24 protein-coding genes are annotated in these 22,588 nt (G+C 61.7%); 16 read left to right on the top strand and 8 right to left on the bottom strand.

Annotated features, from left to right (window positions below):
• Positions 1-9 precede the first annotated feature (9 nt).
• Together RB216_RS25830 and RB216_RS25825 are read right to left on the bottom strand one after the other, a co-directional pair.
• Positions 10-1,728 carry a C13 family peptidase gene (locus RB216_RS25830; protein ID WP_308908042.1) on the bottom strand — a complete coding sequence of 573 codons (1,719 nt, stop codon included), beginning with the start codon at positions 1,726-1,728 and terminating at the stop codon, positions 10-12.
• A gap of 209 nt (positions 1,729-1,937) precedes the next feature.
• Positions 1,938-2,393: a MaoC family dehydratase gene (locus RB216_RS25825; RefSeq protein WP_028618082.1), complete on the bottom strand. Its 456-nt coding sequence runs from the start codon at positions 2,391-2,393 to the stop codon at positions 1,938-1,940.
• Between the two features lie 177 nt (positions 2,394-2,570).
• Between RB216_RS25825 and RB216_RS25820 the strand changes: the two genes are divergently transcribed.
• Genes RB216_RS25820 through RB216_RS25810 form a run of 3 tightly spaced genes read left to right on the top strand, consistent with a single transcriptional unit; the run spans position 2,571 to position 4,249 of the window.
• The gene (locus tag RB216_RS25820; protein WP_308908041.1) at positions 2,571-2,924 is read left to right on the top strand and encodes a CidA/LrgA family protein; all 354 of its coding nucleotides are present in this window, start codon (positions 2,571-2,573) and stop codon (positions 2,922-2,924) included.
• The gene (locus tag RB216_RS25815) at positions 2,921-3,637 is read left to right on the top strand and encodes an LrgB family protein (protein ID WP_068937069.1); all 717 of its coding nucleotides are present in this window, start codon (positions 2,921-2,923) and stop codon (positions 3,635-3,637) included. Before RB216_RS25820 ends, RB216_RS25815 begins: the two co-directional genes overlap by 4 nt.
• A gap of 21 nt (positions 3,638-3,658) precedes the next feature.
• On the top strand, positions 3,659-4,249 hold the full coding sequence (locus RB216_RS25810; RefSeq protein WP_122683561.1) for an LON peptidase substrate-binding domain-containing protein: 591 nt from the start codon (positions 3,659-3,661) through the stop codon (positions 4,247-4,249).
• Here the strand turns inward: RB216_RS25810 and RB216_RS25805 are convergent.
• Together RB216_RS25805 and RB216_RS25800 are read right to left on the bottom strand one after the other, a co-directional pair.
• Positions 4,246-5,562: a bifunctional DedA family/phosphatase PAP2 family protein gene (locus tag RB216_RS25805; protein WP_028618078.1), complete on the bottom strand. Its 1,317-nt coding sequence runs from the start codon at positions 5,560-5,562 to the stop codon at positions 4,246-4,248. The two genes, RB216_RS25810 and RB216_RS25805, sit on opposite strands and share 4 nt — an antisense overlap.
• 105 nt (positions 5,563-5,667) lie before the next feature.
• On the bottom strand, positions 5,668-6,351 hold the full coding sequence (locus tag RB216_RS25800; protein ID WP_028618077.1) for a DNA-3-methyladenine glycosylase: 684 nt from the start codon (positions 6,349-6,351) through the stop codon (positions 5,668-5,670).
• A gap of 175 nt (positions 6,352-6,526) precedes the next feature.
• On the opposite strand from RB216_RS25800, the gene RB216_RS25795 reads away from it, so the two are divergent.
• The 13 genes from RB216_RS25795 to RB216_RS25735 all read left to right on the top strand — a co-directional run bounded on the left by RB216_RS25795 (position 6,527) and on the right by RB216_RS25735 (position 18,954).
• Entirely contained in the window at positions 6,527-7,792 is a 1,266-nt protein-coding gene (locus RB216_RS25795; protein WP_016978581.1) for a glutamate-5-semialdehyde dehydrogenase, read from the top strand.
• The gene (gene nadD, locus RB216_RS25790) at positions 7,792-8,436 is read left to right on the top strand and encodes a nicotinate-nucleotide adenylyltransferase (RefSeq protein ID WP_122683563.1); all 645 of its coding nucleotides are present in this window, start codon (positions 7,792-7,794) and stop codon (positions 8,434-8,436) included. The genes RB216_RS25795 and nadD overlap by 1 nt, the downstream gene beginning before the upstream one ends.
• A 69-nt stretch (positions 8,437-8,505) precedes the next feature.
• Positions 8,506-9,000, top strand: coding sequence for a ribosome silencing factor (gene rsfS / locus RB216_RS25785; RefSeq protein ID WP_010206793.1), 495 nt, complete (start codon positions 8,506-8,508; stop codon positions 8,998-9,000).
• Positions 9,001-9,009: 9 nt separating this feature from the next.
• Complete coding sequence (rlmH, locus tag RB216_RS25780; protein WP_003176297.1) at positions 9,010-9,477, top strand: 23S rRNA (pseudouridine(1915)-N(3))-methyltransferase RlmH; 468 nt, start codon at positions 9,010-9,012, stop codon at positions 9,475-9,477.
• 15 nt (positions 9,478-9,492) lie between these two features.
• On the top strand, positions 9,493-11,391 hold the full coding sequence (gene mrdA, locus RB216_RS25775; protein WP_028618074.1) for a penicillin-binding protein 2: 1,899 nt from the start codon (positions 9,493-9,495) through the stop codon (positions 11,389-11,391).
• 31 nt (positions 11,392-11,422) lie between these two features.
• Positions 11,423-12,526 carry a rod shape-determining protein RodA gene (rodA, locus tag RB216_RS25770; protein ID WP_050587903.1) on the top strand — a complete coding sequence of 368 codons (1,104 nt, stop codon included), beginning with the start codon at positions 11,423-11,425 and terminating at the stop codon, positions 12,524-12,526.
• A 17-nt stretch (positions 12,527-12,543) separates the two neighbouring features.
• Positions 12,544-13,554 (top strand): lytic murein transglycosylase B, encoded by a 1,011-nt coding sequence (mltB, locus tag RB216_RS25765; RefSeq protein WP_010206788.1) that lies wholly within the window; start codon positions 12,544-12,546, stop codon positions 13,552-13,554.
• Positions 13,554-14,552 (top strand): septal ring lytic transglycosylase RlpA family protein, encoded by a 999-nt coding sequence (locus RB216_RS25760; RefSeq protein WP_028618072.1) that lies wholly within the window; start codon positions 13,554-13,556, stop codon positions 14,550-14,552. The genes mltB and RB216_RS25760 overlap by 1 nt, the downstream gene beginning before the upstream one ends.
• Before the next feature lie 180 nt (positions 14,553-14,732).
• Positions 14,733-15,890, top strand: coding sequence for a D-alanyl-D-alanine carboxypeptidase family protein (locus RB216_RS25755; protein ID WP_027605239.1), 1,158 nt, complete (start codon positions 14,733-14,735; stop codon positions 15,888-15,890).
• 84 nt (positions 15,891-15,974) lie between these two features.
• On the top strand, positions 15,975-16,250 hold the full coding sequence (locus RB216_RS25750; RefSeq protein WP_015886061.1) for a DUF493 domain-containing protein: 276 nt from the start codon (positions 15,975-15,977) through the stop codon (positions 16,248-16,250).
• The gene (lipB, locus tag RB216_RS25745) at positions 16,250-16,897 is read left to right on the top strand and encodes a lipoyl(octanoyl) transferase LipB (RefSeq protein ID WP_028618071.1); all 648 of its coding nucleotides are present in this window, start codon (positions 16,250-16,252) and stop codon (positions 16,895-16,897) included. Before RB216_RS25750 ends, lipB begins: the two co-directional genes overlap by 1 nt.
• A 26-nt stretch (positions 16,898-16,923) precedes the next feature.
• Complete coding sequence (lipA, locus tag RB216_RS25740) at positions 16,924-17,925, top strand: lipoyl synthase (RefSeq protein ID WP_017735632.1); 1,002 nt, start codon at positions 16,924-16,926, stop codon at positions 17,923-17,925.
• Positions 17,926-18,033: 108 nt separating this feature from the next.
• Positions 18,034-18,954, top strand: coding sequence for a S66 peptidase family protein (locus RB216_RS25735; RefSeq protein ID WP_308908902.1), 921 nt, complete (start codon positions 18,034-18,036; stop codon positions 18,952-18,954).
• A gap of 130 nt (positions 18,955-19,084) precedes the next feature.
• Here RB216_RS25735 and RB216_RS25730 read toward each other — a convergent pair whose 3' ends face one another.
• From RB216_RS25730 to RB216_RS25715, 4 genes are all read right to left on the bottom strand, one after another.
• Complete coding sequence (locus tag RB216_RS25730; RefSeq protein ID WP_028618069.1) at positions 19,085-20,410, bottom strand: lytic murein transglycosylase; 1,326 nt, start codon at positions 20,408-20,410, stop codon at positions 19,085-19,087.
• A gap of 61 nt (positions 20,411-20,471) precedes the next feature.
• Positions 20,472-20,636 (bottom strand): alternative ribosome rescue factor ArfA, encoded by a 165-nt coding sequence (arfA, locus tag RB216_RS25725; protein ID WP_003176285.1) that lies wholly within the window; start codon positions 20,634-20,636, stop codon positions 20,472-20,474.
• Between the two features lie 194 nt (positions 20,637-20,830).
• Positions 20,831-21,868: a DNA polymerase III subunit delta gene (gene holA / locus RB216_RS25720; protein WP_016978592.1), complete on the bottom strand. Its 1,038-nt coding sequence runs from the start codon at positions 21,866-21,868 to the stop codon at positions 20,831-20,833.
• Positions 21,869-21,907: 39 nt separating this feature from the next.
• Positions 21,908-22,513: an LPS-assembly lipoprotein LptE gene (locus RB216_RS25715; RefSeq protein ID WP_028618068.1), complete on the bottom strand. Its 606-nt coding sequence runs from the start codon at positions 22,511-22,513 to the stop codon at positions 21,908-21,910.
• Positions 22,514-22,588 lie beyond the last annotated feature (75 nt).

Here is a 22,588-nt window from a genome sequence, read left to right as displayed (position 1 = left end):
CATTACAGCTTAGTTGCCTTTGGCTTCCTTGCTATTCATTGAGACGCTTTCGAGCGCCTTTCGTGCCTGCTGTTTGCGTAATAATTGCCAGTGGGCGATCACGCCCTTGGGAGCCCAGATTTGCGGTTCGGAGGCTTCGAAGTTGTCCGCCTGTTCGCGTTCGGCCACATGCAGTTGCGCCAGCTTGAAGGCTTGCTGCAAGTCGTCGGTCTGGTTGAAGGCTTGGGCGAAGAGGGCGTCGCCAAAGTAGGTGAAGTCAGCTTCCTCGGAGCAACCGAAGGACACGCGATCGGCACGGGACGCGGTCATGATCAAGGTACGATCATCCTTCAAGGCCGGGATGAAACCACCGGAGTAGCAGGCGGAAATCACCACGATCTTGTCCCGGTTCTTGAGCGGCGCCAGCACGGCGGCCAACTCATCGGCGGGCAGGTCGGCCAGCTCCATGCGCGGTTGGTCCAGCACCAGCTCGTGTTCGTGGGTGCCGTGGCTGGTCATGTAGATAAACACCAGGTCTTCCGGCCCGGTGCGGTCGGCCAGGGTCTGCGCGGCGCGGCGCAGGCTTTCGCGAGTGGCCAGGGGGCGGTCGGCAATGTGGTCGCGGTGGTTGACCAGGCGAATCTGTCCGCGTGCGCCAAAGCGGGTGGCGAGCATGTTGCTGACATAATCGGCTTCGCGCAGGAACACGCTCTGCTTGCCGTCGCCGGCCACGGCCAGGGTGTACAACTCCACGGCCGGAGTGGAGGTGGGCACGGCGGCGAGGGCGGCGTCGAGCAAGCGGCCCTGGGCGAGCACGCCGATCTCCAGCGGGTCGGGCAGCAGTTTGCCGTCGGCGTCACGCACGCGCATGCCGTTGACCCAGGTGCCGGCCTGTACGGTGCCGTCGGTGAGGACCAGGGTGCCTTTACCTTGATAGCTGTCGCTGTCGAAACCGCCGATATAGAAGCTGCCGTCGGTGAGGTTCAGGCGGCCTTCACCCGTGAAACGCCAATCGCTGAACTGGCCGACATAGTGGCTGCCGTCGACGCCGATCAATTCGCCCTTGCCGGTGAGCGCGCCTTCCTTGAACTGGCCGATCCACACGTCGCCGTCGGCGTTCTCGTAGCGGCCTTTGCCGTTCAGTTGGTTTTGTTTGAACTGGCCGACATAGATGTCGCCGTCGGCACTGTTGAACGTGCCATTACCTTCCAACTGGCCATCAACGAAATGACCGCTGAACTGGTTGCCGCTGTCGTCGTTGCGCTGGCCTTCGCCATTCGGCTTGCCGTGGGCGAATTGGCCCTGATATTGGCTACCGTCGGCCAGTTCCAGGCGACCGAGGCCGGAATACTGGTCGTCCTTGAACTCGCCGCGGTAGGTCATTTGCCCCTCTTTAAGGGTGCCTTCACCGTTGCGTCGACCATTCTTGAAACCGCCCACATAGTGGCTGCCCGCCGTGGTCAGGCTGCCCTGGCCGTCGAACAGGCCCTGCTTGAACTGGCCTTTATAGACTTCGCCGTTGCTGCCATGCCACTCGCCCTTGCCGTGCCACTGGCCTTTGTCGAACTGGCCGGCGTACCAACTGCCGTTGGGATAGTCCACGCGGCCCTGGCCTTGCAGCAAGCCATCGACCACATCGCCCCGGTAACGGCCGCCGTCGGGCAGGCGCGCATCGGGCGGCAACAGCGATTCGCCGTCTCCGCAAGCGGTGAGCAACAGGGCAAGGGCGAGGGGAGCGAGTGGGCGCATAGCGGGATCCGGATAATTGAGCGCCGAGTATGCCGCAGCTGCGAGTTTCATACATAAATTTACATACGCTGTGGTGAGGATTTTGCCTCTCCACAGACCCGTAGGAGCCGGCTTGCCGGCGATGCTCTTCAACGATGGCGCAGGCATTCGGAGGGAATGCGGCGGCTGTGCGTTTTTCGCTGGCAAGCCAGCTCCTACAGGGCGGGGGGTTACACAAAGTAGAGTGACAACGACTCCGCAATGTAAGCCGGTTTTTCCTGGCCTTCGATTTCCAGGGTGGCAGTGGCCTTGAGCAGCCATTGGCCGGGCTTTTTCTCGGTGACGTCATTGAGCTTCACGTTCAGGCGTACCTTGGAATTGACCTTGACCGCCTGGATGAAACGCACGCTGTCCAGGCCATAATTGACGGCCATCTTCAGGCCTTCGGGCACGATCAGCAGGTCTTCCATCAGCTTGGGCATCAGTGACAGCGACAGGAAACCGTGGGCGATGGTGCTGCCGAACGGGGTTTGCGCGGCCTTGACCGGGTCGACGTGGATGAACTGATGATCGCCAGTGGCTTCTGCGAACAGGTTGATACGCGCCTGGTCGATGGTGAGCCATTCGGAACGTCCCAGTTCCTTGCCGACATAATCTTTGAGCTGCGCTACGGGTACATAGGGCATTGCGTCTCTCCTTGGTTCATCACGCTGTGTACAACGTCTGGTTTTTTATGGGTTACAGAGAACCAATGTAGATCATCATGGCCAATCGGCTCGGTCAACCCACCATGCTTTTGGCGAATGCCGGTGCATAGGGCGGGCGTGCTTATAATGCGGGCGAGTCTTGAGGGGGAAGAACGGATGCTGTTACGTGGCCTGACCTGGCTGGTGCTGTTTCAACTGATCGGCACGGCGATGAATCATTTGCTGTTGCCGGTGCTGCCGGGGCCGATCATCGGCTTGCTGCTGATGCTGGGTTTCCTGATCTGGAAGGGCGAAGTCGGCGAGCCCTTGAGCCTGGCCGCCAGCAGTCTATTGCGTTACTTGCCGTTGCTGCTGGTGCCGCCGGCGGTGGGGGTGATGGTGTATGCCAAGGACATTGCCGCGGATTTCTGGGCCATTGTTGGCGCGCTGGTGCTGTCGCTGGTGATCGCCATGGGCTTCGTCGGTGTGTTGATGCAGCAGATGGTCAAGCGCAAGGAGAAGGATCAATGATCTTCGACTGGCAGGGCGCGTGGACGGCGGTGATTCATCACCCGTTGTTCGGCATCGGCATCACCCTCGGCGCTTATCAGCTGGTACTGGCAGGGTTTGAGAAAACCCGCTGGATCTTCCTGCAACCGGTGCTGGTGTCCATGCTGCTGGTGATCGGCGTGCTGATCAGCTGTGGCCTGAGCTACGCCGAGTACCGCAAGAGCACCGAGATCATGGGCATCCTGCTCGGCCCGGCGACGGTGGCCCTGGCGGTGCCGCTTTACCTGAACCTGCGGCGCATTCGCCAATTGTTCTGGCCGATTTTTACTACGCTGGTGATAGGTGGGGTGTTGGCCACCGGCCTGTGTGTGCTGCTGGGTTGGTGGTTTGGCGCCGAACACATGATGCTGATGACCATGGCCCCCAAGTCGGTGACGTCGCCGATCGCCATGCTGGTGGCTGAACAGATTGGCGGGGTGGCGGCGCTGGCGGCGGTATTTGTGCTGATCACCGGCGTGATCGGCGCGATGATCGGTCCGGCGTATTTGTCCCGCCTGGGTGTGCACAGTCCCGAGGCGCGCGGCATGGCGCTGGGCATGACGGCCCACGCGGTGGGCACCTCGGTGGCCCTGCAGGAAAGCGAAGAGTGCGGCGCCTTTGCAGCGCTGGCGATGAGTCTGATGGGCGTGGCCACGGCGGTATTCCTGCCGTTGGCCGTGTCGGTGATCGTTTAAACCGGGTTTAAGGAAACCTTTATGAGTCTGGCGCTGTTCCCGCTCAATACCGTGCTGTTCCCTGGCTGCACCCTCGACCTGCAACTGTTCGAGGCGCGCTACCTGGACATGGTCGCGCGTTGCATGAAAAAGGGCGAAAGCTTCGGCGTGGTGTGCATTCTTGACGGCCAGGAGGTGGGCACTGCACCCGGCGACTACGCATTGATCGGCTGTGAAGCGCTGATCCGTGACTTCAAACAACAAGACAATGGCTTGTTGGGGATTCGTGTCGAGGGCGGGCGCCGCTTCCGCGTGCGGGACGCTGGCGTGCAGAAAGATCAGTTACTGGTGGCCGAGGTGCAATGGCTCGAAGAACTGCCGGATCAACCCTTGGAAGAGGAAGACGCCGACCTGCTGGCGCTGCTCCAAGCGTTGGCCGAGCACCCGATGGTGGCCTCGCTAGACATGGACGCCCACGCCGACGGGCAGCAAGCCTTGGGCAATCAGTTGGCGTATCTGCTGCCCTTTACCGAGGCCGACAAGATCGACCTGCTGCAACTTGATGACCCGCAGCAGCGCCTGGATGCGATCCAGATGCTGCTCGACGAGTTGCAGGGCGAACTGTTCACTTAATAGGCGTAGCGCAGCAGGGCGTGGGGCGTACCGGTGAGCGCGATGAAACTCAGCACCGCGACCAGCGCCGGCAGCAACAGCCACCAGGTTTTTTGCGACATGGCCGGCAGCGGGCTTCGGTACTGGCTGACGCCCAGGCTGAACGCGCACACCGTCATCGCCAGCAGTGTGCCAGCCAGGATGTCCGTGGGCCAATGGGCACCGAGGTAAACCCGCGACAGCGCAATGAACGCGGCGGGAATGCAGCCCAGCAACATCCAGGTCAGGCGCAACCGCACGGGTTGCCCGCGACCGGCCAGGATCGCCAGGGCCAGGAAAAACGCGAACGCCCCGGACGCATGGCCACTGGGCATGCTGAAACTGGTCAACGGGTCCGTCAGAATTTCCGGGCGGCCTCGCGCGAAAAACAGCTTGGTCCCCGTGTTGATCACCGCAGCCCCGGCCAGCGTTGCGCCGACAAACACAGCATGGCGCCATTGTCGCGCCAGGAGCAAGAGACCGGTGAACACGGCGCTGGCGAAGAACATCTTCTTGAATTCGCCCAGTTGGGTGATGCGTACCATCACCTCGTCCAGCCAGGGGCTGCGGTGTTCCTGCACCAGGGCGCTGAGGCCTTTGTCGAAGTTGTCCAGCGAGTGGTAGCCAATAAACAACGCAATCAACAGCACCAGGCTGGCACAGCCAATCCATAAGGTGGCGCGACGATGGCCGCGCAAGCTGCTGTTCAGGCTCAGTCCAATCAATACCGCAAGGCATCCCGCAACTACTGCCGCTTCGGGCCAGAAACCTTCGGGCAAAGGCAGACGGAAAGCCGCGCCGGTTGCCCAGCCTGGCAGCAGATACGCCACCGACCAGCCTGCGGCCGCGACGATGCTGACAATCGCAAAGCGCGGGAAGGGCATGTCGCACATCCCGGCCACCATCGGCAGCATAGGCCGCAGCGGGCCGATGAAGCGGCCGACCAACAGGCTGGCGATGCCGTACTTGTGGAAGTAGGTCTCGGCGCCGTTCATCCATTCAGGGTGGTGACGTAAGCCGGGCAAGCGCCGGATGTTCTGATGGAAATGTCGGCCCAGGAAGTAGGAAACCGCATCACCCAGTAGACCGCCGAGGAAACCCAGCAACAGGGTTTCACTGAGTGACAACGCACCGCTGCCGGCGAGGGCGGCAATGGCAAACAACAACACCGTGCCCGGCACGATCAACCCGGCGATGGCCAGGCACTCCACGCACGCGACGATAAACACCGCGACCGCCAGCCATTCGGGGTTCAGGGTCAACCAGCCGGTAATGCTATCGAGCCATTGGCCCATACAATCCCCTCCATCCAGGTTCGTGCACCTTGTAGGAGTCCGGCTTGCCGACGATGGCGACCTTGAGATCGCTATCGCCGGCAAGCCGGACTCCTACAGGTCGTGTTAAGTCAAAAAGTAGTCGCGGCCTTCGACCTGACCGCGGCGCAGCGGGTTCCGCGTGCAATAAGGCGCGTAGCCAGCATCGACGAAGCGGTACATCAGGTGTTCATCACGGCCGCTGGGGATGCCCAGGCGCGTGGTCTGGATAATCTGGGTCGGGGTCTGGCCGACGTCTTCAACGTAGAGCAGTTCCTGATCGAAGCGCTTGGCGTCCCACATCGGCACCTTCAGCCCCAAGGCTTTGCACAATAGTGTCTGGCCAGCGCACAGCTTTTGCGACGCGCGCGGGCTGCCGTCGGCATTCGGGTTGTTCAGCAGCATCTGCGCAAGGCTCGCCGGGCCGGATAATTCATCGACCCACGGATAGGCCGATTTGATCAACACGGCATTGCCCGGTCCATGGGCGCTGAAGTTCAGGGAATCGCCGCCACGGGCGTAGTACATGTAGATATGGCCGCCGTCCAGAAACAAAGCCTTACGTTTTTCTGTGTAGCCCAATGACGCGTGACTGCCTTTTTCGGCCACGTAATAGGCTTCGGTTTCAATAATTCGCGCCGAAAGCCAGATTTTTCCGACGCGATGGCGTATGACTTTTCCGAGCAAATCTCGCGCGAGCGTTTGTGCGTCACGGTCGAAAAAGCTATCGGGCAGGGCGCTTGCGGGGAGTTGGGGCGATGAGCTGGGCATGGCAGTCAGGGGTAAATACGGCTAAATGTGACGGAATCATAACAACTCCTACCTTAATTACCGCTGAACCCCAGGTTTTTACAGTTCATTTCGACCATCCGCCCCTCACCGCTGTCAGTCGGGCGGCGTCACAGCTATAATCTGCCGCTTTCCTCTCTGCCAAGACTCCCTGACCATGACTGAGTCCGTTCTTGACTACATGACCCGCCTGGGTCGCGCTGCCCGTCAGGCCTCGCGGTTGATCGCCCGTGCGAGCACCGCGCAGAAGAACCGCGCCCTGCTGGCCGCCGCCGACGCTCTGGATGCTTCGCGCTCCGAGCTCACCGCCGCCAACGAGCAAGACCTGGCCAACGGCCGCGCCAATGGCCTGGAACCGGCCCTGCTGGACCGCCTGGCGCTGACCCCGGCACGTATCGACGACATGATCGAAGGCCTGCGTCAGGTAGCCAAGCTGCCTGACCCCATCGGTGAAATCCGCGATATGCGTTACCTGCCGTCCGGCATCCAGGTCGGCAAGATGCGCGTGCCCCTGGGCGTGATCGGCATCATTTACGAGTCGCGCCCGAACGTGACCATCGACGCCGCGAGCCTGTGCCTCAAGTCTGGCAATGCCACCATCCTGCGTGGCGGTTCCGAGGCGATCAATTCCAACCGTGCCATCGCCGCGTGCATCCAGCAGGGCCTGGCCGTGGCCGAGTTGCCCGCCGAAGTGGTGCAGGTGGTAGAAACCACCGACCGCGCCGCCGTGGGCGCGCTGATCACCATGCCGGAATTCGTCGACGTGATCGTGCCACGCGGTGGCAAGAGCCTGATCGAACGCGTCAGTCGCGACGCCAAGGTGCCGGTGATCAAGCACCTGGATGGCGTGTGCCATGTCTACATCGACATCGCCGCCGACATTGACAAGGCGATCCGCATCGCCGACAACGCCAAGACCCACCGCTACGCCCCATGCAACACCATGGAAACCCTGCTGGTGCACGTCGGCATTGCCGAGCGCGTGCTGCCGCCGCTGGCTGCCATCTACCGTGACAAAGGTGTTGAGCTGCGCGGTTGTGAGCGCACCCGTGCGCTGTTGGGCGCGGACGTAATTGAGGCGACCGAGCTGGACTGGTACACCGAATACACGGCGCCGATCCTGTCGATCAAGCTGGTCGACGACCTGGACGAAGCCATCGAACACATCAACACCTACGGCTCCAAGCACACTGACGCCATTGTTTCCGAGCATTTCAGCGATGCCCGGCGTTTCCTCAACGAAGTGGATTCCGCTTCGGTGATGATCAACGCCTCGACGCGTTTTGCCGACGGCTTCGAGTACGGCCTTGGGGCGGAAATCGGTATCTCCACCGACAAGCTGCACGCACGCGGCCCGGTTGGTCTGGAAGGCCTGACCAGCGAGAAGTACGTGGTGTTCGGCGACGGTCATGTGCGCACTTGATGGGTAAACGCATCGGGCTGCTCGGCGGTACTTTCGACCCCGTGCACATCGGCCATTTGCGCAGTGCCCTGGAAGTCGCGGATGCCCTTGCGCTGGACGAGTTGCGTGTGATGCCCAACGCTCGGCCGCCCCATCGCGATACGCCGCAGGTGTCACCGCAGCAGCGCCTGGAAATGGTGCGCCTGGCGGTGCAGGGCATATCGCCGTTGGTGGTGGACGACCGCGAGCTCAAGCGCGACAAACCGTCCTACACTGTTGACACCCTGGAACTGATGCGCGCCGAGTTGGCCGTGGATGACCAGTTGTTTCTGCTTTTGGGCTGGGACGCATTTTGCGGCCTGCCCTCTTGGCATCGCTGGGAGGAACTCCTCCAGCATTGCCACATCCTGGTTTTGCAACGCCCGGATGCCGACAGCGAACCGCCGGATGCCTTGCGCAACCTGCTGGCCGCGCGGTCGGTAAGTGACCCCTTGGCCCTGACCGGGCCGAACGGGAATATTGCATTCGTCTGGCAGACCCCGCTTGCGGTGTCCGCCACCCAGATCCGTCAACTGCTGGCCAGCGGTAAGTCGGTACGTTTCCTGGTGCCTGACGCGGTCCTGGCCTACATCGATGCGCACGGGCTTTACCGTGCGTCGAACTGAAAAGGCGCACTTGAACGCACGAATCAATGTGCAGCGAGCGCCCGAACATACGAGCAAAACGAGTTTTATATGACGAACAAAGACGTAAGCAAAGTTAAGCGCAAAGGCACCTTCAAAAGCGCTCCGTTGCCAGTAGAAGCCCACACCGGCCCTGAGCTGGCCGGCGAAGAGCTGGTAAAAGTCGCCGTGGCCGCCCTGGAAGACGTTAAAGCCCAGGACATCCAGGTGCTTGACGTGCGCGACAAGCAGAGCATCACCGACTACATGATCATCGCCACCGGTACCTCGAACCGCCAGATCGGCGCGATGCTGGACAAGGTCCGCGAAGCCGTCAAAGCCCAGGGCGTGAAGCCATTGGGTGAAGAAGGCAAGGGCGACAGCGACTGGGTGCTGCTGGACATGGACGACGTGATCGTTCACATGATGACCTCCAACGCCCGCCAGTTCTACGACCTGGAGCGTCTGTGGAAAGGCGCCGAGCAGAGCCGTGCCGCCGATGGCAAGCACCACAGCCCGGAAGTGGGCCACGCGCACTTCGACAAGCTGAACAAAGACCAGGAATAAGGAACGGCTGTGCGCCTGCGTCTGATCGCTGTCGGTTCACGCATGCCCAAGTGGGTGGAAGAAGGCTGGCACGAGTATGCCAAGCGTCTGCCCGCTGAGCTGTCGCTTGAGCTGGTGGAAATACCGCTTAACACCCGGGGCAAGAATGCCGATGTGGCGCGCTTTATCCGTCAGGAAGGCGAAGCCATGTTGGCCAAGGTCGGCCCCAACGAGCGCATCGTCACCCTTGAAGTGCACGGCAAACCCTGGAGCACCGAGCAGTTGGCGGTGGAACTGGATCGCTGGCGCCTGGATTCGCGTACCGTCAACTTCATGGTCGGCGGCCCCGAAGGGCTGGCGCCGGAAGTCTGTGCGCGAGCAGATCAGCGTTGGTCGTTGTCGGCGCTGACGTTGCCGCACCCGTTGGTACGGATTCTGATCGGTGAACAGCTGTATCGCGCCTGGACAGTTCTGTCCGGGCACCCTTACCACAAATAATCTGCGCCTCTCCCGATGACCCAGCCGATCCGCATCAAGGACCACGAGAAAGACGCACGTCTTGTACGCGCTCGCGTGGTGTTTGGCGCAATCATGGTGGTGGCGTTGTTGGGCGTGCTGATCGCGCGCCTGTATTACCTGCAGGTGATCCAGTACGACTATCACTCCACCTTGTCGGAAAACAACCGGGTGCATGTGCAACCGATTCCGCCAACCCGTGGGCTGATTTTCGACCGCAATGGCGTGGTGGTGGCGGATAACCGGCCCAGCTTCAGCCTGAGCATGACCCGCGAGCGGTCCGGCGACTGGCAGCAGATCCTCGATGTGATCGTCGAGGTGCTGCAGCTGACGCCGGAAGACCGGGTGATCTTCGAAAAACGCATGAAACAGGGGCGCCGGCCGTTCGAGCCGGTGCCCATCCTGTTCGAGCTGACCGAAGAACAGATCGCGCGGATCGCGGTGAACCAGTTCCGTCTACCGGGTGTGGAAGTGGTGGCGCAGTTGGTGCGGCATTACCCGCAAGGGCCGCACTTTGCCCACTCTGTCGGCTACATGGGGCGGATCAACGAGAAAGAGCTGAAGACCCTCGATCCGGTCAATTACAGCGGCACCCACCATATCGGCAAGACCGGCATCGAGCGTTTCTACGAGCCGGAGTTGCACGGCCAGGTGGGTTACGAAGAAGTCGAGACCAACGCCCGTGGCCGCGTGCTACGGGTGCTCAAGCGTACCGACCCGGTGCCGGGCAAAGACATCGTGCTGAGCCTGGACATCAAACTGCAGGAAGCTGCCGAAATGGCCCTGGGTGGTCGTCGTGGCGCGGTGGTTGCCCTGGACCCGAAGACGGGCGAAGTGCTGGCGATGGTCAGTCAGCCGAGCTTTGACCCCAACCTGTTCGTGACCGGCATCAGCTTCAAGGCCTACGCCGAATTGCGCGATTCCATCGACCGGCCACTGTTCAACCGCGTGCTTCGCGGCCTGTATCCGCCGGGATCGACGATCAAGCCGGCGGTGGCGATTGCGGGGTTGGACGCGGGTGTGGTGACGGCCTCCAGTCGAGTCTATGACCCCGGCTACTACATGCTGCCCAACTACGATCATAAATACCGTAACTGGAACCGCACCGGTGACGGCTATGTCGACTTGGACACCGCGATCATGCGCTCCAACGACACCTATTTTTACGACCTGGCGCACAAGCTGGGGATCGACCGCCTCTCTGCCTACATGGGCAAATTCGGCCTCGGTCAGAAAGTCTCCCTGGACATGTTCGAAGAGTCACCTGGCCTGATGCCGTCGCGCGAATGGAAGCGCGCAACCCGCCGCCAGGCGTGGTTCCCGGGTGAAACCCTGATTCTCGGTATCGGCCAGGGTTATATGCAAGCCACGCCGCTGCAATTGGCCCAGGCCACGGCACTGGTAGCCAACAAAGGCATCTGGAACCGTCCACACCTGGCCAAGACCATCGAGGGCGAGAAGCCTTTGGACGAAAACCCGATCCCGGACATCGTGCTGCGCGACCCGTCCGACTGGACCAAGGTCAACCATGGCATGCAGCAAGTGATGCACGGCGCCCGTGGTACTGCGCGCAAGGCCGCGATTGGCGCTCAATACCGCATCGCCGGCAAGAGCGGTACGGCCCAGGTCGTGGCGATCAAGCAGGGCGAGAAATACGACCGCACCAAGGTTCAGGAACGCCACCGAGACCACGCCTTGTTTGTCGGCTTCGCCCCGGCGGACGACCCGAAAATCGTGGTAGCGGTGATGGTCGAGAACGGCGAGTCCGGCTCCGGCGTCGCGGCGCCCGTGGTGCGTCAAGTGATGGACGCCTGGCTGTTGGCCGACGACGGCAGGCTCAAGCCCGAATATGGCGGCCCCCCTTCAAGCACCGAGGTTACGGCCCGTGAAGAGTAATTTTGACCGCATCCTCTCCAGTGAGGATGTGATGCGTCGCCGTGCGACGTTGCTGCAGCGCATGCACATTGATGGCCCGTTGCTGATCCTGCTGCTGACCCTCGCGGCGGGCAGCCTGTTTGTCCTGTATTCGGCCAGCGGCAAGAACTGGGACCTGCTGATCAAGCAGGCCTCGTCGTTCGGCCTGGGCTTGTTGTCGATGGTGGTAATCGCTCAGCTTGAGCCGCGCTTCATGGCCCGTTGGGTGCCACTCGGCTATGTGGCAGGCGTGTTGCTTTTGGTGGTGGTGGACGTAATGGGCCACAACGCCATGGGCGCGACCCGCTGGATCAACATTCCGGGGGTGATTCGCTTCCAACCGTCGGAATTCATGAAGATCCTGATGCCGGCGACCATCGCCTGGTACCTGTCCAAGCGCACCTTGCCGCCGCAGCTCAAGCACGTGGGGATCAGCCTGATCCTGATCGGCGTACCCTTCATCCTGATCGTGCGCCAGCCCGACCTCGGCACCTCGCTGCTGATCCTGGCGGGCGGTGCGTTCGTGCTGTTCATGGGCGGATTGCGCTGGCGCTGGATCCTCAGCGTACTGGCCGCCGCCGTACCCGTGGCCATCGCCATGTGGTTCTTCTTTATGCACGACTACCAGAAGCAGCGGATCCTCACCTTTCTCGACCCGGAAAGCGACCCGCTGGGCACCGGCTGGAACATCATCCAGTCGAAGGCCGCCATCGGCTCCGGTGGAGTATTTGGTAAGGGTTGGTTACTGGGTACCCAGTCGCATTTGGACTTTTTGCCGGAAAGCCATACCGACTTCATCATTGCAGTAATGGGCGAAGAGTTCGGCCTGGTGGGCATTTGCGCGCTGTTGCTGATCTATTTGCTGTTGATTGGTCGCGGCCTGGTGATCACCGCCCAGGCGCAGACACTGTTCGGCAAATTGCTGGCCGGTGCCTTGACCATGACTTTTTTTGTTTACGTTTTCGTCAACATCGGTATGGTCAGTGGCCTGTTGCCGGTGGTTGGGGTGCCGTTGCCGTTCATTAGCTACGGCGGAACTTCGCTGGTGACATTGCTGTCAGCGTTTGGGGTTTTGATGTCGATTCATACGCATCGCAAATGGATCGCGCAGGTTTGAATAAGGTGAAGATGTCAATGCAAGTAATGCGCGGCTGGGCGACTCGGCACGCGTCCTGGATGGGCCTGATTGGCCTGCTGGGCGCAACGCAAGAGGCGCAGGCCGGTGACTACGATGGTTCACCCCAGGTCGCCGAGTTTGTCGGTGAAATGACCCGCGACTATGGTTTCGCCGGTGAACAACTGATGGGCGTGTTCCGCGAAGCCCAGAAAAAGCAGGCGATCCTCGACGCCATCTCCCGCCCTGCCGAACGTGTGAAGCAGTGGAAGGAATACCGCCCGATGTTCCTGACGGACGCCCGTGTGGCGCGGGGTGTGGATTTCTGGCGCCAGCACGAGGCCGTACTGGCCCGCGCCGAGCAGGAGTACGGTGTACCGGCCCAGGTGATTGTCTCGATCATTGGCATCGAAACCTTCTACGGGCGCAATACCGGCAGCTACCGGGTGATCGACGCCTTGTCGACCCTGGGCTTCGATTACCCGCCGCGCGCTGACTTCTTCCGCAAGGAACTGCGCGAATTCCTGCTGCTGGCCCGTGAAGAACAGGTCGACCCGCTGACACTCAAAGGCTCCTACGCCGGTGCGATGGGCTTGCCGCAGTTCATGCCGAGCAGCTTCCGCGCCTATGCGGTGGATTTTGACGGCGACGGGCATATCAACATCTGGAGCAACCCCGACGATGCCATCGGCAGCGTGGCCAGCTACTTCAAGCGCCACGGCTGGGTAGCCGGCGAGCCGGTGGTGATCCGCGCCGATGTCACCGGTGACCGCGCCGATGAAGGCCTGACCCAGGGCATCGAGCCGGCCAAGACGGTCGGGGAGTTGCGGGCGCTGGGCTGGTCGAGTCAGAATGCGCTGCCGGATGATATGCCGGTCACGGCGTTCCGCCTTGAAGGCGAAAACGGCCCGGAATACTGGATGGGCCTGAAGAATTTCTACGCAATCACGCGTTATAACCGCAGTGTGATGTACGCCATGGCCGTGCATCAGCTGTCAGACATGCTGGTCCAAGCACGGGGCAACAAGTAATGCGGGCATCGCCGTTCAATCAACCGCTCAAGCTGGTGGCGTTCGCCGCGTTGTCCCTGCTGGTCGTCAGTTGCTCCACCAGCCGTGGCCCGGCGCCGAAGTCCGGGGGCGCGGTTGTCCGTTCCCAGCCGGGTCTGGATATCAACCGCGCGCACAAAGACGGCGCGCCGTGGTGGGACGTCGACGTGTCGAAGATCCCGGATGCTACGCCGACCCTGCACACCGGTCCGTACAAGGCCAACCCCTACACCGTGCTGGGCAAAAGCTACTTCCCGTTGCAGGAGTCCAAGACCTACGTGCAATCGGGTACGGCGTCCTGGTACGGCACCAAGTTCCATGGCCAGAACACCGCCAACGGCGAAGTGTATGACCTGTACGGCATGAGCGCGGCGCACAAGACCTTGCCGCTGCCCAGCTATGTGCGCGTGACCAACCTGGACAACAATCGCACAGTGATCCTGCGCGTGAACGACCGTGGCCCATTCTACTCGGACCGCATCATCGACTTGTCCTACGCCGCCGCAAAGAAACTCGGTTACGCCGAAACCGGCACTGCGCGCGTGAAGGTCGAAGGCATCGACCCGGCGCAGTACTGGGCCCAGCGTGGCAAGCCGGCACCGCTGATGCTCAATGAGCCGCAAACCCAACAGCCGCAAGTGACTGCTTCCACCGGCAAGATCGAGCAATGGACACCGCCGCCGGCACAGCACGCGCCTGATACGGTGGTCGTGCCCCATGCGGCGCCTGGTGCGTCCATGGCTGGCGGGCAATACCTGCAGGTCGGCGCTTTCGCCAACCCGGATGCGGCAGAACTGTTAAGGTCCAAGCTCAGTGGCATGGTCAACGCGCCGGTGTTCATTAGTTCCATCGTGCGTAACCAGCAAACCTTGCACCGTGTACGCATGGGCCCGATCGGCTCGCCGAGCGAAGTGGCACACGTTCAGAACAGCGTGCGCATGGCCAACCTGGGGCAACCCAGCGTCGTCACTGCCGAATAATAGAGAATTGATGGTTCAGGCTCGTGCGCGGGCTCGAACCCTGGTTGTTGGCTCGTTAGACAATAAAAACCCAGGGGCAAGGGGTGAGCGGGCAACCGAACACGCGACAGTCTGGCAACGGGCTGTCTGAATAAGTTTTGCCCGCGAGGGCAAGTTTCCATAAGCAATTTCGAGAGACGGATGAACATCACCACCTTAGCCAAACGCACGTGCCTGCTTCTTTCGCTGATCATCACCCCGGCCGCCTGGGCCGTTGAAATGGTGCCGGCTTCCCCGCAACTGGCCGCCAAGTCCTGGGTCCTCATGGATGCCGCCAGTGGCAACGTGCTGGTCGAGAGCAACGGTGACCAGCGCCTGCCGCCGGCCAGCCTGACCAAACTGATGACTGCCTACATCGCGACCCTGGAAATCCGTCGCGGCCAGATCGGCGAGAACGACCCGGTTACTGTCAGCGAAAACGCCTGGCGCACCGGCGGTTCGCGGATGTTCATCAAGGTCGGCTCGCAAGTCACCGTGAGCGACCTGCTGCACGGCATCATCATTCAGTCGGGTAACGACGCCAGCGTCGCCCTGGCCGAGCACATCGCCGGTAGCGAAGACGCATTCGCCGACATGATGAACAAAACCGTGGCCGACCTGGGCATGACCAACAGCCACTTCATGAACCCGACCGGTCTGCCGAACCCAGAGCACTACTCGTCGGCTCACGACATGGCGATCCTGGCGCGCGCGATCATCCGTGTCGACCCGGTGCACTACGCGATCTACTCCCAGAAAGAGTTCTTCTGGAACAACATCAAGCAGCCTAACCGCAACCTGTTGCTGTGGCGTGACAAGACCGTCGATGGCCTGAAAACCGGCCACACCGACGAAGCCGGCTACTGCATGGTGTCGTCCGCCGTACGTGATGGCCAACGCCTGATCGCCGTGGTCTTCGGCACCAACAGCGAGCAGGCCCGTGCGGCCGAAACGCAGAAACTGCTGACCTACGGTTTCCGCTTCTTCGAAACCCAGACCTTCTACCAGAAGGGTGCTGAACTGGCGACCGCGCCGGTGTGGAAAGGCGCAACCTCCCAAGTCAAGGCCGGCCTGGCTGAAGACCTGACCCTGACCATGCCCAAAGGCCAGCTGAAAAAGCTCGCTGCCAGCATGACCATGAACCCGCAATTGGTTGCTCCAATCGCCAAGGGTGACGTGATTGGCAAGGTCGAAGTGAAACTGGACGACAAGGTGGTGCACAGCGCCGACCTGATCGCACTGGACGCCGTCGACGAAGGTGGTATCTTCCGCCGCGTGTGGGATAGCATCCGTCTATTCTTCTACGGCTTGTTCAACTGATTGTGTGCACCTGCAAAGCCCCGCGTTGATCCGACGCGGGGCTTTGCCGTCGCCACGGCTTACCGCTTACGAGGCCGTTCTGCCATGACCGATAAAGAAGTAAAGGCGCCAAAGATCGAATTTCCGGTGGTGGACTATCCCATCAAGGTGATCAGCGATACCGGTGTCGGCCGTAAAGACCTAATCCTCGAGATCGTGCGCAAACACGCAACGATCAACGATCAGCGCGTGGATGAACGCTCAAGCTCAACCGGCAAATACACCACGATCCAGTTGCACATCGTTGCGACCGATCAAGACCAGCTCTACAACATCAACAGCGAACTGCGGGCCACCGGCTTCGTGCACATGGTGCTGTGATGTCTCAAGTCCTGGGCTTTCGCGAGCTCGGCCGGATGGACTACGAGCCCGTCTGGCACGCCATGCAGCGGTTCACCAATGAACGCGGCACCTCGGCCCCCGATGAAATCTGGCTGGTGGAACACCCGCCGGTCTTCACCCAGGGCCAGGCCGGCAAGGCCGAGCATCTGTTGCTGCCGGGTGATATTCCGGTGGTGCAGGTCGACCGAGGTGGCCAAGTGACTTACCATGGCCCGGGTCAACTTGTCGCATACCTGTTGCTGGATGTGCGCAAGCTGGGGTTTGGCGTACGCGACTTGGTCAGCCGCATGGAGACATGCCTGATCGAGCTTTTGGCCAGTTACGGCGTGACCGCCGCGGCCAAGCCCGATGCACCGGGTGTGTATGTCGACGGCGCGAAAATCGCCTCGCTGGGGCTGCGGATTCGCCACGGCTGTTCCTTTCATGGCCTGGCCCTGAATGTGGACATGGACCTGGCCCCGTTCCGGCGGATCAACCCGTGTGGCTACGCCGGGTTGGCGATGACGCAACTGAGTGACCATGCTTCACCGATTAAATTTGCCGAGGTGAGTGCCCGGCTGCGTGCGCAGCTCGTCAAACACCTCGACTATGCTGAGCAGACGACCCTTACGGGCGGAATCGACTGATTATGACTACTGATGCAGTGCAAACCATGATCCCGACGGTGGACGTTACCGACCGTCCGGCCCCGGCCCCGCGTGCCAAGGTGGAAGCCGGCGTCAAGCTGCGCGGCGCCGAGAAGGTTGCACGCATCCCGGTGAAGATCATTCCGACCACCGAACTGCCGAAGAAACCTGACTGGATCCGCGTGCGCATCCCGGTTTCGCCGGAAGTCGACCGTATCAAGGCCCTGCTGCGCAAACACAAGCTGCACAGCGTGTGCGAAGAAGCGTCCTGCCCGAACCTGGGCGAATGCTTCTCCGGCGGCACCGCCACCTTCATGATCATGGGTGACATCTGCACCCGTCGTTGCCCGTTCTGCGACGTCGGCCACGGCCGTCCGAAGCCATTGGACGTCAACGAGCCGGAAAGCCTGGCCATCGCCATCGCCGACCTGCGCCTCAAGTACGTGGTGATCACCTCGGTAGACCGCGACGACCTGCGCGACGGCGGTGCCCAGCACTTTGCCGACTGCATCCGCGAAATCCGCAAACTGTCGCCAAACGTGATGCTCGAAACCCTGGTCCCGGACTACCGTGGCCGCATGGACGTGGCGCTGGAAATCACCGCCGCCGAGCCGCCGGATGTGTTCAACCACAACCTGGAGACCGTGCCGCGCCTGTACAAGGCTGCGCGTCCGGGTTCGGACTACCAGTGGTCGCTGACCCTGCTGCAGAAATTCAAGCAGATGATGCCGCACATCCCGACCAAATCCGGCCTGATGCTGGGCCTGGGCGAGACTGACGAAGAAGTCATCGAAGTCATGAAGCGCATGCGCGAACACGACATCGACATGCTGACCCTGGGCCAGTACCTGCAACCGTCCCGCAGCCACTTGCCGGTGCAGCGTTTCGTGCACCCGGACACCTTCGCCTGGTTCGCCGAGGAAGGTTACAAGATGGGCTTCAAGAACGTGGCGTCGGGCCCGCTGGTACGTTCCTCGTACCACGCGGACGAGCAGGCCAAGCTGGTCAAGGCAAGCCTGGTTTCTTAAGTCGCGCCGCAGCCCCAATGTGGGAGGGGCTTGCTGTGGTGAGCGGGCTTGCTCCGCGCTGGGCTGCGAAGCGGCCCCATCAACTGATGAGAACCATGGATGACTCAACTGACCGCTGCAGTACCTGCCCTTCGCAGCGAAGGCACCGTCGCCTTGATCGCCCCCGCCGGCCCCGCCACCCTGGACGTCGAAAAAGCCGGCCAGTGGATGCGCACTCGCGGCTACGAGCTGCGAATCTTCCCCGGCGTCTATGAACGCGACGGCTACCTCGCCGGCAGCGATAAAACCCGCCTCAACGACCTGCACAACGCCTTTGCCAACCCTGACATCGACGCCATCTTCTGCCTGCGCGGCGGCTACGGCACGCCACGCCTGCTCGATAGTCTGGACTTCGGCCTGCTGCGCGCCAACCCCAAGCCATTCGTAGGCTACAGCGACATCACCGCGTTGCACCTGGCCATCAGTCGCTACGCCGGTTTCGTGACCTTCCACGGTCCGATGCTCAACGCCGACCTGTTGGGTGACAAGCAGCCACCTACCGAGTCTTCATTGTTCAGCATGCTTCGTGGCCAGTTGGGTGCTGGCAGCGTACTGGCGCACCCCGCAGCCTACCCGCTAACCACTATTGAACCGGGTATCGCCTGCGGGCGTCTGCTGGGTGGCAACCTGTCGATGATCGCGGCAGTCATGGGCACGCCTTTTGAGATCGACGCCGAAGGCATCATCCTGCTGATCGAAGACGTCAACGAGCCGATCTACCGCATTGACCGACTGCTGACGCACCTGCGCCTGGCGGGCAAGCTGGCGCAGGTGGCCGGTGTGCTGGTCGGGGATGTGGCGGGTGTGGACAGTGCCGCGCTGGAGCGCCTGCTCAAGCAGACCTTCGAACCGTTGCGCATTCCGGTGCTGTCCGGCTGGCGCAGTGGGCATTGCGATCCGAACCTGACGCTGCCGATGGGTGCGTTGGTACGGCTGGATGCGGGGGAGCAGCAGTTGGTGTTGGAGCAGGATGTAGTGTTAAAGCCGTAGCCTGTTGTCGCCCGTTAAACCGCCTTCGCGAGCAAGCCCGCTCCCACATTCAACCGCATTCCAAATGTATGTACTCGGTCAAATGTGGGAGCGGGCTTGCTCGCGAAAGCGGTAGCAGCCATAAGCCGATCTAACGGTTCTGCAGCGACTCCAGCAACTTCACCGTCGGATACCCATCCGCCGGCCAGCCCAGCGCCTGCTGCGCCGCACGAATCGCCTTGCGCGTATTGGCGCCGATAATCCCATCCGGGTTGCCCGCGTCATAGCCATTGGCACTCAAGGCCGTCTGCAGGTCGATACGCTGCGAGCGGCTCAATGGCCGCTCATCCTTCGGCCAATCGCCACGAATCACACCACCACCACCGAAACGTTCCGACAACAGGCCGACCGCCAAGGCGTAGGACGACGAGTTGTTGTACTTGAGGATCGCACGGAAGTTATCCAGCACCAGGAACGCCGGGCCACGATAACCTGCGGGCAGTAGCAGAGCGGCGGACAGTTGGTCGACGTTCGGCGGCATGCTCGCGCCAAAGGGCAGCTGAATACCGAGTTTCATCCACTCGGCAACGGTTTTGCGGATGCCACCATCGGCCAGCGCGTAATCGAAGTTCGCCGGCAGTTGTTTCACCTCAAAGCCCCATGGCTGGCCTTTCTGCCAGCCGGAGCTCTGCAGGTAGTGCGCGGTGGAGGCGAGGGCGTCAGCCGGGCTGTTCCAGATATCGCGGCGACCGTCGCCGTCGAAGTCCACGGCGTGGGTGTTGTAGGTGGTCGGGATAAATTGGGTCTGGCCCATGGCGCCGGCCCAGGAGCCTTTCATCTGGTCGGCCTGGATATCGCCGTGCTGGATGATTTGCAACGCGGCCAGCAATTGCGCCTGGGCGAATGCCGGGCGACGCCCTTCGTAAGCGAGGGTCGCCAGGGAACGGATCACCGAGTTATTGCCTTGGAACTGGCCGAAGTTGCTCTCCATGCCCCATACCGATACCAGCGCCTGGCGGTCAACGCCATAACGTTGTTCGATGCTTTGCAGGGTATCGGCGTACTTGATCAGCAGCGCCTGGCCGTTACGCACACGCAGCGGCGAGAGGGCGCCGTCGAGGTATTCCCACACCGGGCGGGAAAACTCCGGCTGGCTGCGGTCGGCACGGATCACTGCCATGTCGGGGGTGACATTGGCGAAGGCGTTATCGAATACAGCGGCGGTGATGCCGGCCTGCAGGGCTTGCACACGGAAGCCAGCCTGCCATTCGGCAAAGGTCTGGGTCGGCTGGATGTCCAGATTATCCACCGCCAGCGGGGCCACAACAGCGGGCGCTACCACAGGGGCGGTCTGGAGCTTGGGCAGGGGTTGAGCGTCGGCGGCAGTGGGTTTTTCCGCGCAGGCGACGAGCAGAATGAGGCTGGAGGCAGCGATCAATTGGCGAAGGTGCCAACGACGGGAAAGACTAGAGGGCATGCACAGGTCCAGGGATTACAAATCAGGTGCAGACCTTATCATGTCGGAGGGGCGCTTGCCTTCAGGCAGCCAGAAAGTAAGAAGCCTCCCAGCTATTAGACTGGAAGGCTTCGCGGCGGTAGCTGCCTTTGCCCTTGCCGGCGCGTTCCTGACGGCTGCGGAACAGTGGCTGGGCGATGATGGATTTGGCCTTGTTGGGGCCATGCTTGGATGGCTTTTTGCTCATGGTCGTTACTCTCGATAGGTGGGATGGAGCGGTGCAAATCATCTGCCGATGTTGGACTGCTGTAAAGCCCGGCGATAGGTAGGAAGGTCACGCATCACCTGTAGGAGCCGGCTTGCCGGCGATGGCGGTCTTGGGATCACCGTTACCGTCAACGGCCCCATCGCCGGCAAGCCGGCTCCTACAGAGAGCGGTGGTTACTCGGCGGGAAGGGTCAGGCGCTGGCCGGCCATCAGCAGCGACAAACGGCTCAGGCTCATCCACGGCGAACCGGCCGCCTGGCCCTTGATCTGAGCGTCGATGCGCTGCGCTTCCAGCAAGAGCTGCGCCCAGCGTTGTGCAGAGTGCCGTTGCAGCGCTTTGCTCATCAGCGGTTTGCGCTTGTCCCAAACCGGCGGTCGGGCTTGGCTGAAGGCCTTGTCCAACGGCGTGCCCTGGCTGTATTGCAGGGCAATATTGGCCAGTACGCGCAGTTCCCTGGCCAGGGCCCAGAGAATCACCGGAGGCTCCACGCCTTCACCGCGCAGGCCTTCGAGCATGCGCAGGGCGTGGGCGGGTTCGCCATTGAGGATCGCATCCACCAGCCCGAACACATCAAAGCGCGCACTATCCGCCACGGCGCCCTGGACGGTCTCGACGGTAATCTGCCCGTCTTCGGCCATCAGCTTGAGCTTTTCGATCTCTTGGGCGGCGGCCAGCAAGTTGCCTTCGACCCGAGCCGCGATCAGCTCCACTGCGTCCTGGGTCGCCGACAGCCCCGATTGGGACAGGCGCTGGCGTATCCATTGCGGCAACTGGTTGCTGTCCACTGGCCAGATCTGGATGAACTGGGTTTGCGCCCCTTCCACCAGGGCCTTGCCCCATTTGGTTTTCTGCGCGCTGCCGTCGAGCTTGGGCAGGCTGATCAACAGCACCGTGTCTTCGGCCGGTCGCGAGCAGTACTCCATCAGGGCGGCGGCACCTTTGTCGCCCGGCTTGCCCGAAGGCAGGCGCAGCTCCAGCAAGCGTTTCTCGGCAAACAGCGACATGCTCGCGCCAGCTTGCAGCAGCGTGCCCCAGTCGAAGCTGGCGTCGGCGCTGAAGACCTGGCGTTCGTCGAAGCCTTGCTGACGTGCAGCCGTGCGGATGGCGTCGGCGGCTTCCTGGCACAGCAGCGGGTCATCACCGCTGACGATGTAGACAGGCGCAAGGCCACCTTGCAGGTGTTTGGCGAGTTGGGCGGGAGCAAGTTTCATAGGCAGGGCGAACGGGGCGCTTGGGGCGCCCCGTCTGGCTTACTCGACAGGAACTTCAACAGGCGATTGTTTCGGTGTGTTGTCTTCGTACTCTTTGGCGGCTTTCAGCGCGTCAGCATCGGCCTTGGCCTTGTTGTCAGCTTGTTGCTGCAGGGCTTCCAATTGCACCGGCGTCAGCAGTTGCAGACGCAGGATCATGCGCTGAACCAGCTCGCGACGCATTTCCTTGCGCACCTGGACGATTTCCGAGTCCGAGCCCACCAGGTTGTTGCCATCGTGGCTCACGACCTTCTGGACCTGGATCTTGTCACCCATCAACGGCAGATGGTCGCGACCCTGGATTTGAAAGCTCAATTCGGTGCTCAGCTCGACGTCGGATGCACGCCCGGCGCTGGCGTAGCTCAGGTTACGCTGGGTTTCTCTCTCGTCTACCAGGAACAGTTTGTACGTCGCGCCGGTATAGACGTGCACGCCGCTGTTTTCCAGAACCTGGCGCAACTGCGTCACGGTTTCGCCGTAGGCATTGCGGGCGCTGACGTCCAGTTCCTTGATCGCCAGGTCGTTGGTGCCGGTGCCGCGCAGCTGGAAGCCGCAAGCGCTCAGCAGCACGGCAAGGCCCATCACCAGCAAATTGCGTTTGATCATTTTGTTGCTCCCCTTGAAACCATGTGGGCCTTATCGAGGCCCTGAAGGCTTTGTTCGGCGCAGGGTTAGAACCCT

This window comes from Pseudomonas canadensis (assembly GCF_030980095.1).
Taxonomy (GTDB): domain Bacteria; phylum Pseudomonadota; class Gammaproteobacteria; order Pseudomonadales; family Pseudomonadaceae; genus Aquipseudomonas; species Aquipseudomonas canadensis.
Note: the sequence above shows the minus strand (reverse complement) of the source record. Positions and strands in the feature narration are given on the sequence as shown.

Coding starts and splice junctions, on each gene's coding strand:
- RB216_RS25830 (WP_308908042.1), bottom strand. CDS start 1,728: ATGCGCCCACTCGCTCCCCTCGCCCTTGCCCTGTTGCTCACCGCTTGC.
- RB216_RS25825 (WP_028618082.1), bottom strand. CDS start 2,393: ATGCCCTATGTACCCGTAGCGCAGCTCAAAGATTATGTCGGCAAGGAA.
- RB216_RS25820 (WP_308908041.1), top strand. CDS start 2,571: ATGCTGTTACGTGGCCTGACCTGGCTGGTGCTGTTTCAACTGATCGGC.
- RB216_RS25815 (WP_068937069.1), top strand. CDS start 2,921: ATGATCTTCGACTGGCAGGGCGCGTGGACGGCGGTGATTCATCACCCG.
- RB216_RS25810 (WP_122683561.1), top strand. CDS start 3,659: ATGAGTCTGGCGCTGTTCCCGCTCAATACCGTGCTGTTCCCTGGCTGC.
- RB216_RS25805 (WP_028618078.1), bottom strand. CDS start 5,562: ATGGGCCAATGGCTCGATAGCATTACCGGCTGGTTGACCCTGAACCCC.
- RB216_RS25800 (WP_028618077.1), bottom strand. CDS start 6,351: ATGCCCAGCTCATCGCCCCAACTCCCCGCAAGCGCCCTGCCCGATAGC.
- RB216_RS25795 (WP_016978581.1), top strand. CDS start 6,527: ATGACTGAGTCCGTTCTTGACTACATGACCCGCCTGGGTCGCGCTGCC.
- nadD (WP_122683563.1), top strand. CDS start 7,792: ATGGGTAAACGCATCGGGCTGCTCGGCGGTACTTTCGACCCCGTGCAC.
- rsfS (WP_010206793.1), top strand. CDS start 8,506: ATGACGAACAAAGACGTAAGCAAAGTTAAGCGCAAAGGCACCTTCAAA.
- mrdA (WP_028618074.1), top strand. CDS start 9,493: ATGACCCAGCCGATCCGCATCAAGGACCACGAGAAAGACGCACGTCTT.
- rodA (WP_050587903.1), top strand. CDS start 11,423: ATGCGTCGCCGTGCGACGTTGCTGCAGCGCATGCACATTGATGGCCCG.
- mltB (WP_010206788.1), top strand. CDS start 12,544: ATGCAAGTAATGCGCGGCTGGGCGACTCGGCACGCGTCCTGGATGGGC.
- RB216_RS25760 (WP_028618072.1), top strand. CDS start 13,554: ATGCGGGCATCGCCGTTCAATCAACCGCTCAAGCTGGTGGCGTTCGCC.
- RB216_RS25755 (WP_027605239.1), top strand. CDS start 14,733: ATGAACATCACCACCTTAGCCAAACGCACGTGCCTGCTTCTTTCGCTG.
- RB216_RS25750 (WP_015886061.1), top strand. CDS start 15,975: ATGACCGATAAAGAAGTAAAGGCGCCAAAGATCGAATTTCCGGTGGTG.
- lipB (WP_028618071.1), top strand. CDS start 16,250: ATGTCTCAAGTCCTGGGCTTTCGCGAGCTCGGCCGGATGGACTACGAG.
- lipA (WP_017735632.1), top strand. CDS start 16,924: ATGATCCCGACGGTGGACGTTACCGACCGTCCGGCCCCGGCCCCGCGT.
- RB216_RS25730 (WP_028618069.1), bottom strand. CDS start 20,410: ATGCCCTCTAGTCTTTCCCGTCGTTGGCACCTTCGCCAATTGATCGCT.
- arfA (WP_003176285.1), bottom strand. CDS start 20,636: ATGAGCAAAAAGCCATCCAAGCATGGCCCCAACAAGGCCAAATCCATC.
- holA (WP_016978592.1), bottom strand. CDS start 21,868: ATGAAACTTGCTCCCGCCCAACTCGCCAAACACCTGCAAGGTGGCCTT.
- RB216_RS25715 (WP_028618068.1), bottom strand. CDS start 22,513: ATGATCAAACGCAATTTGCTGGTGATGGGCCTTGCCGTGCTGCTGAGC.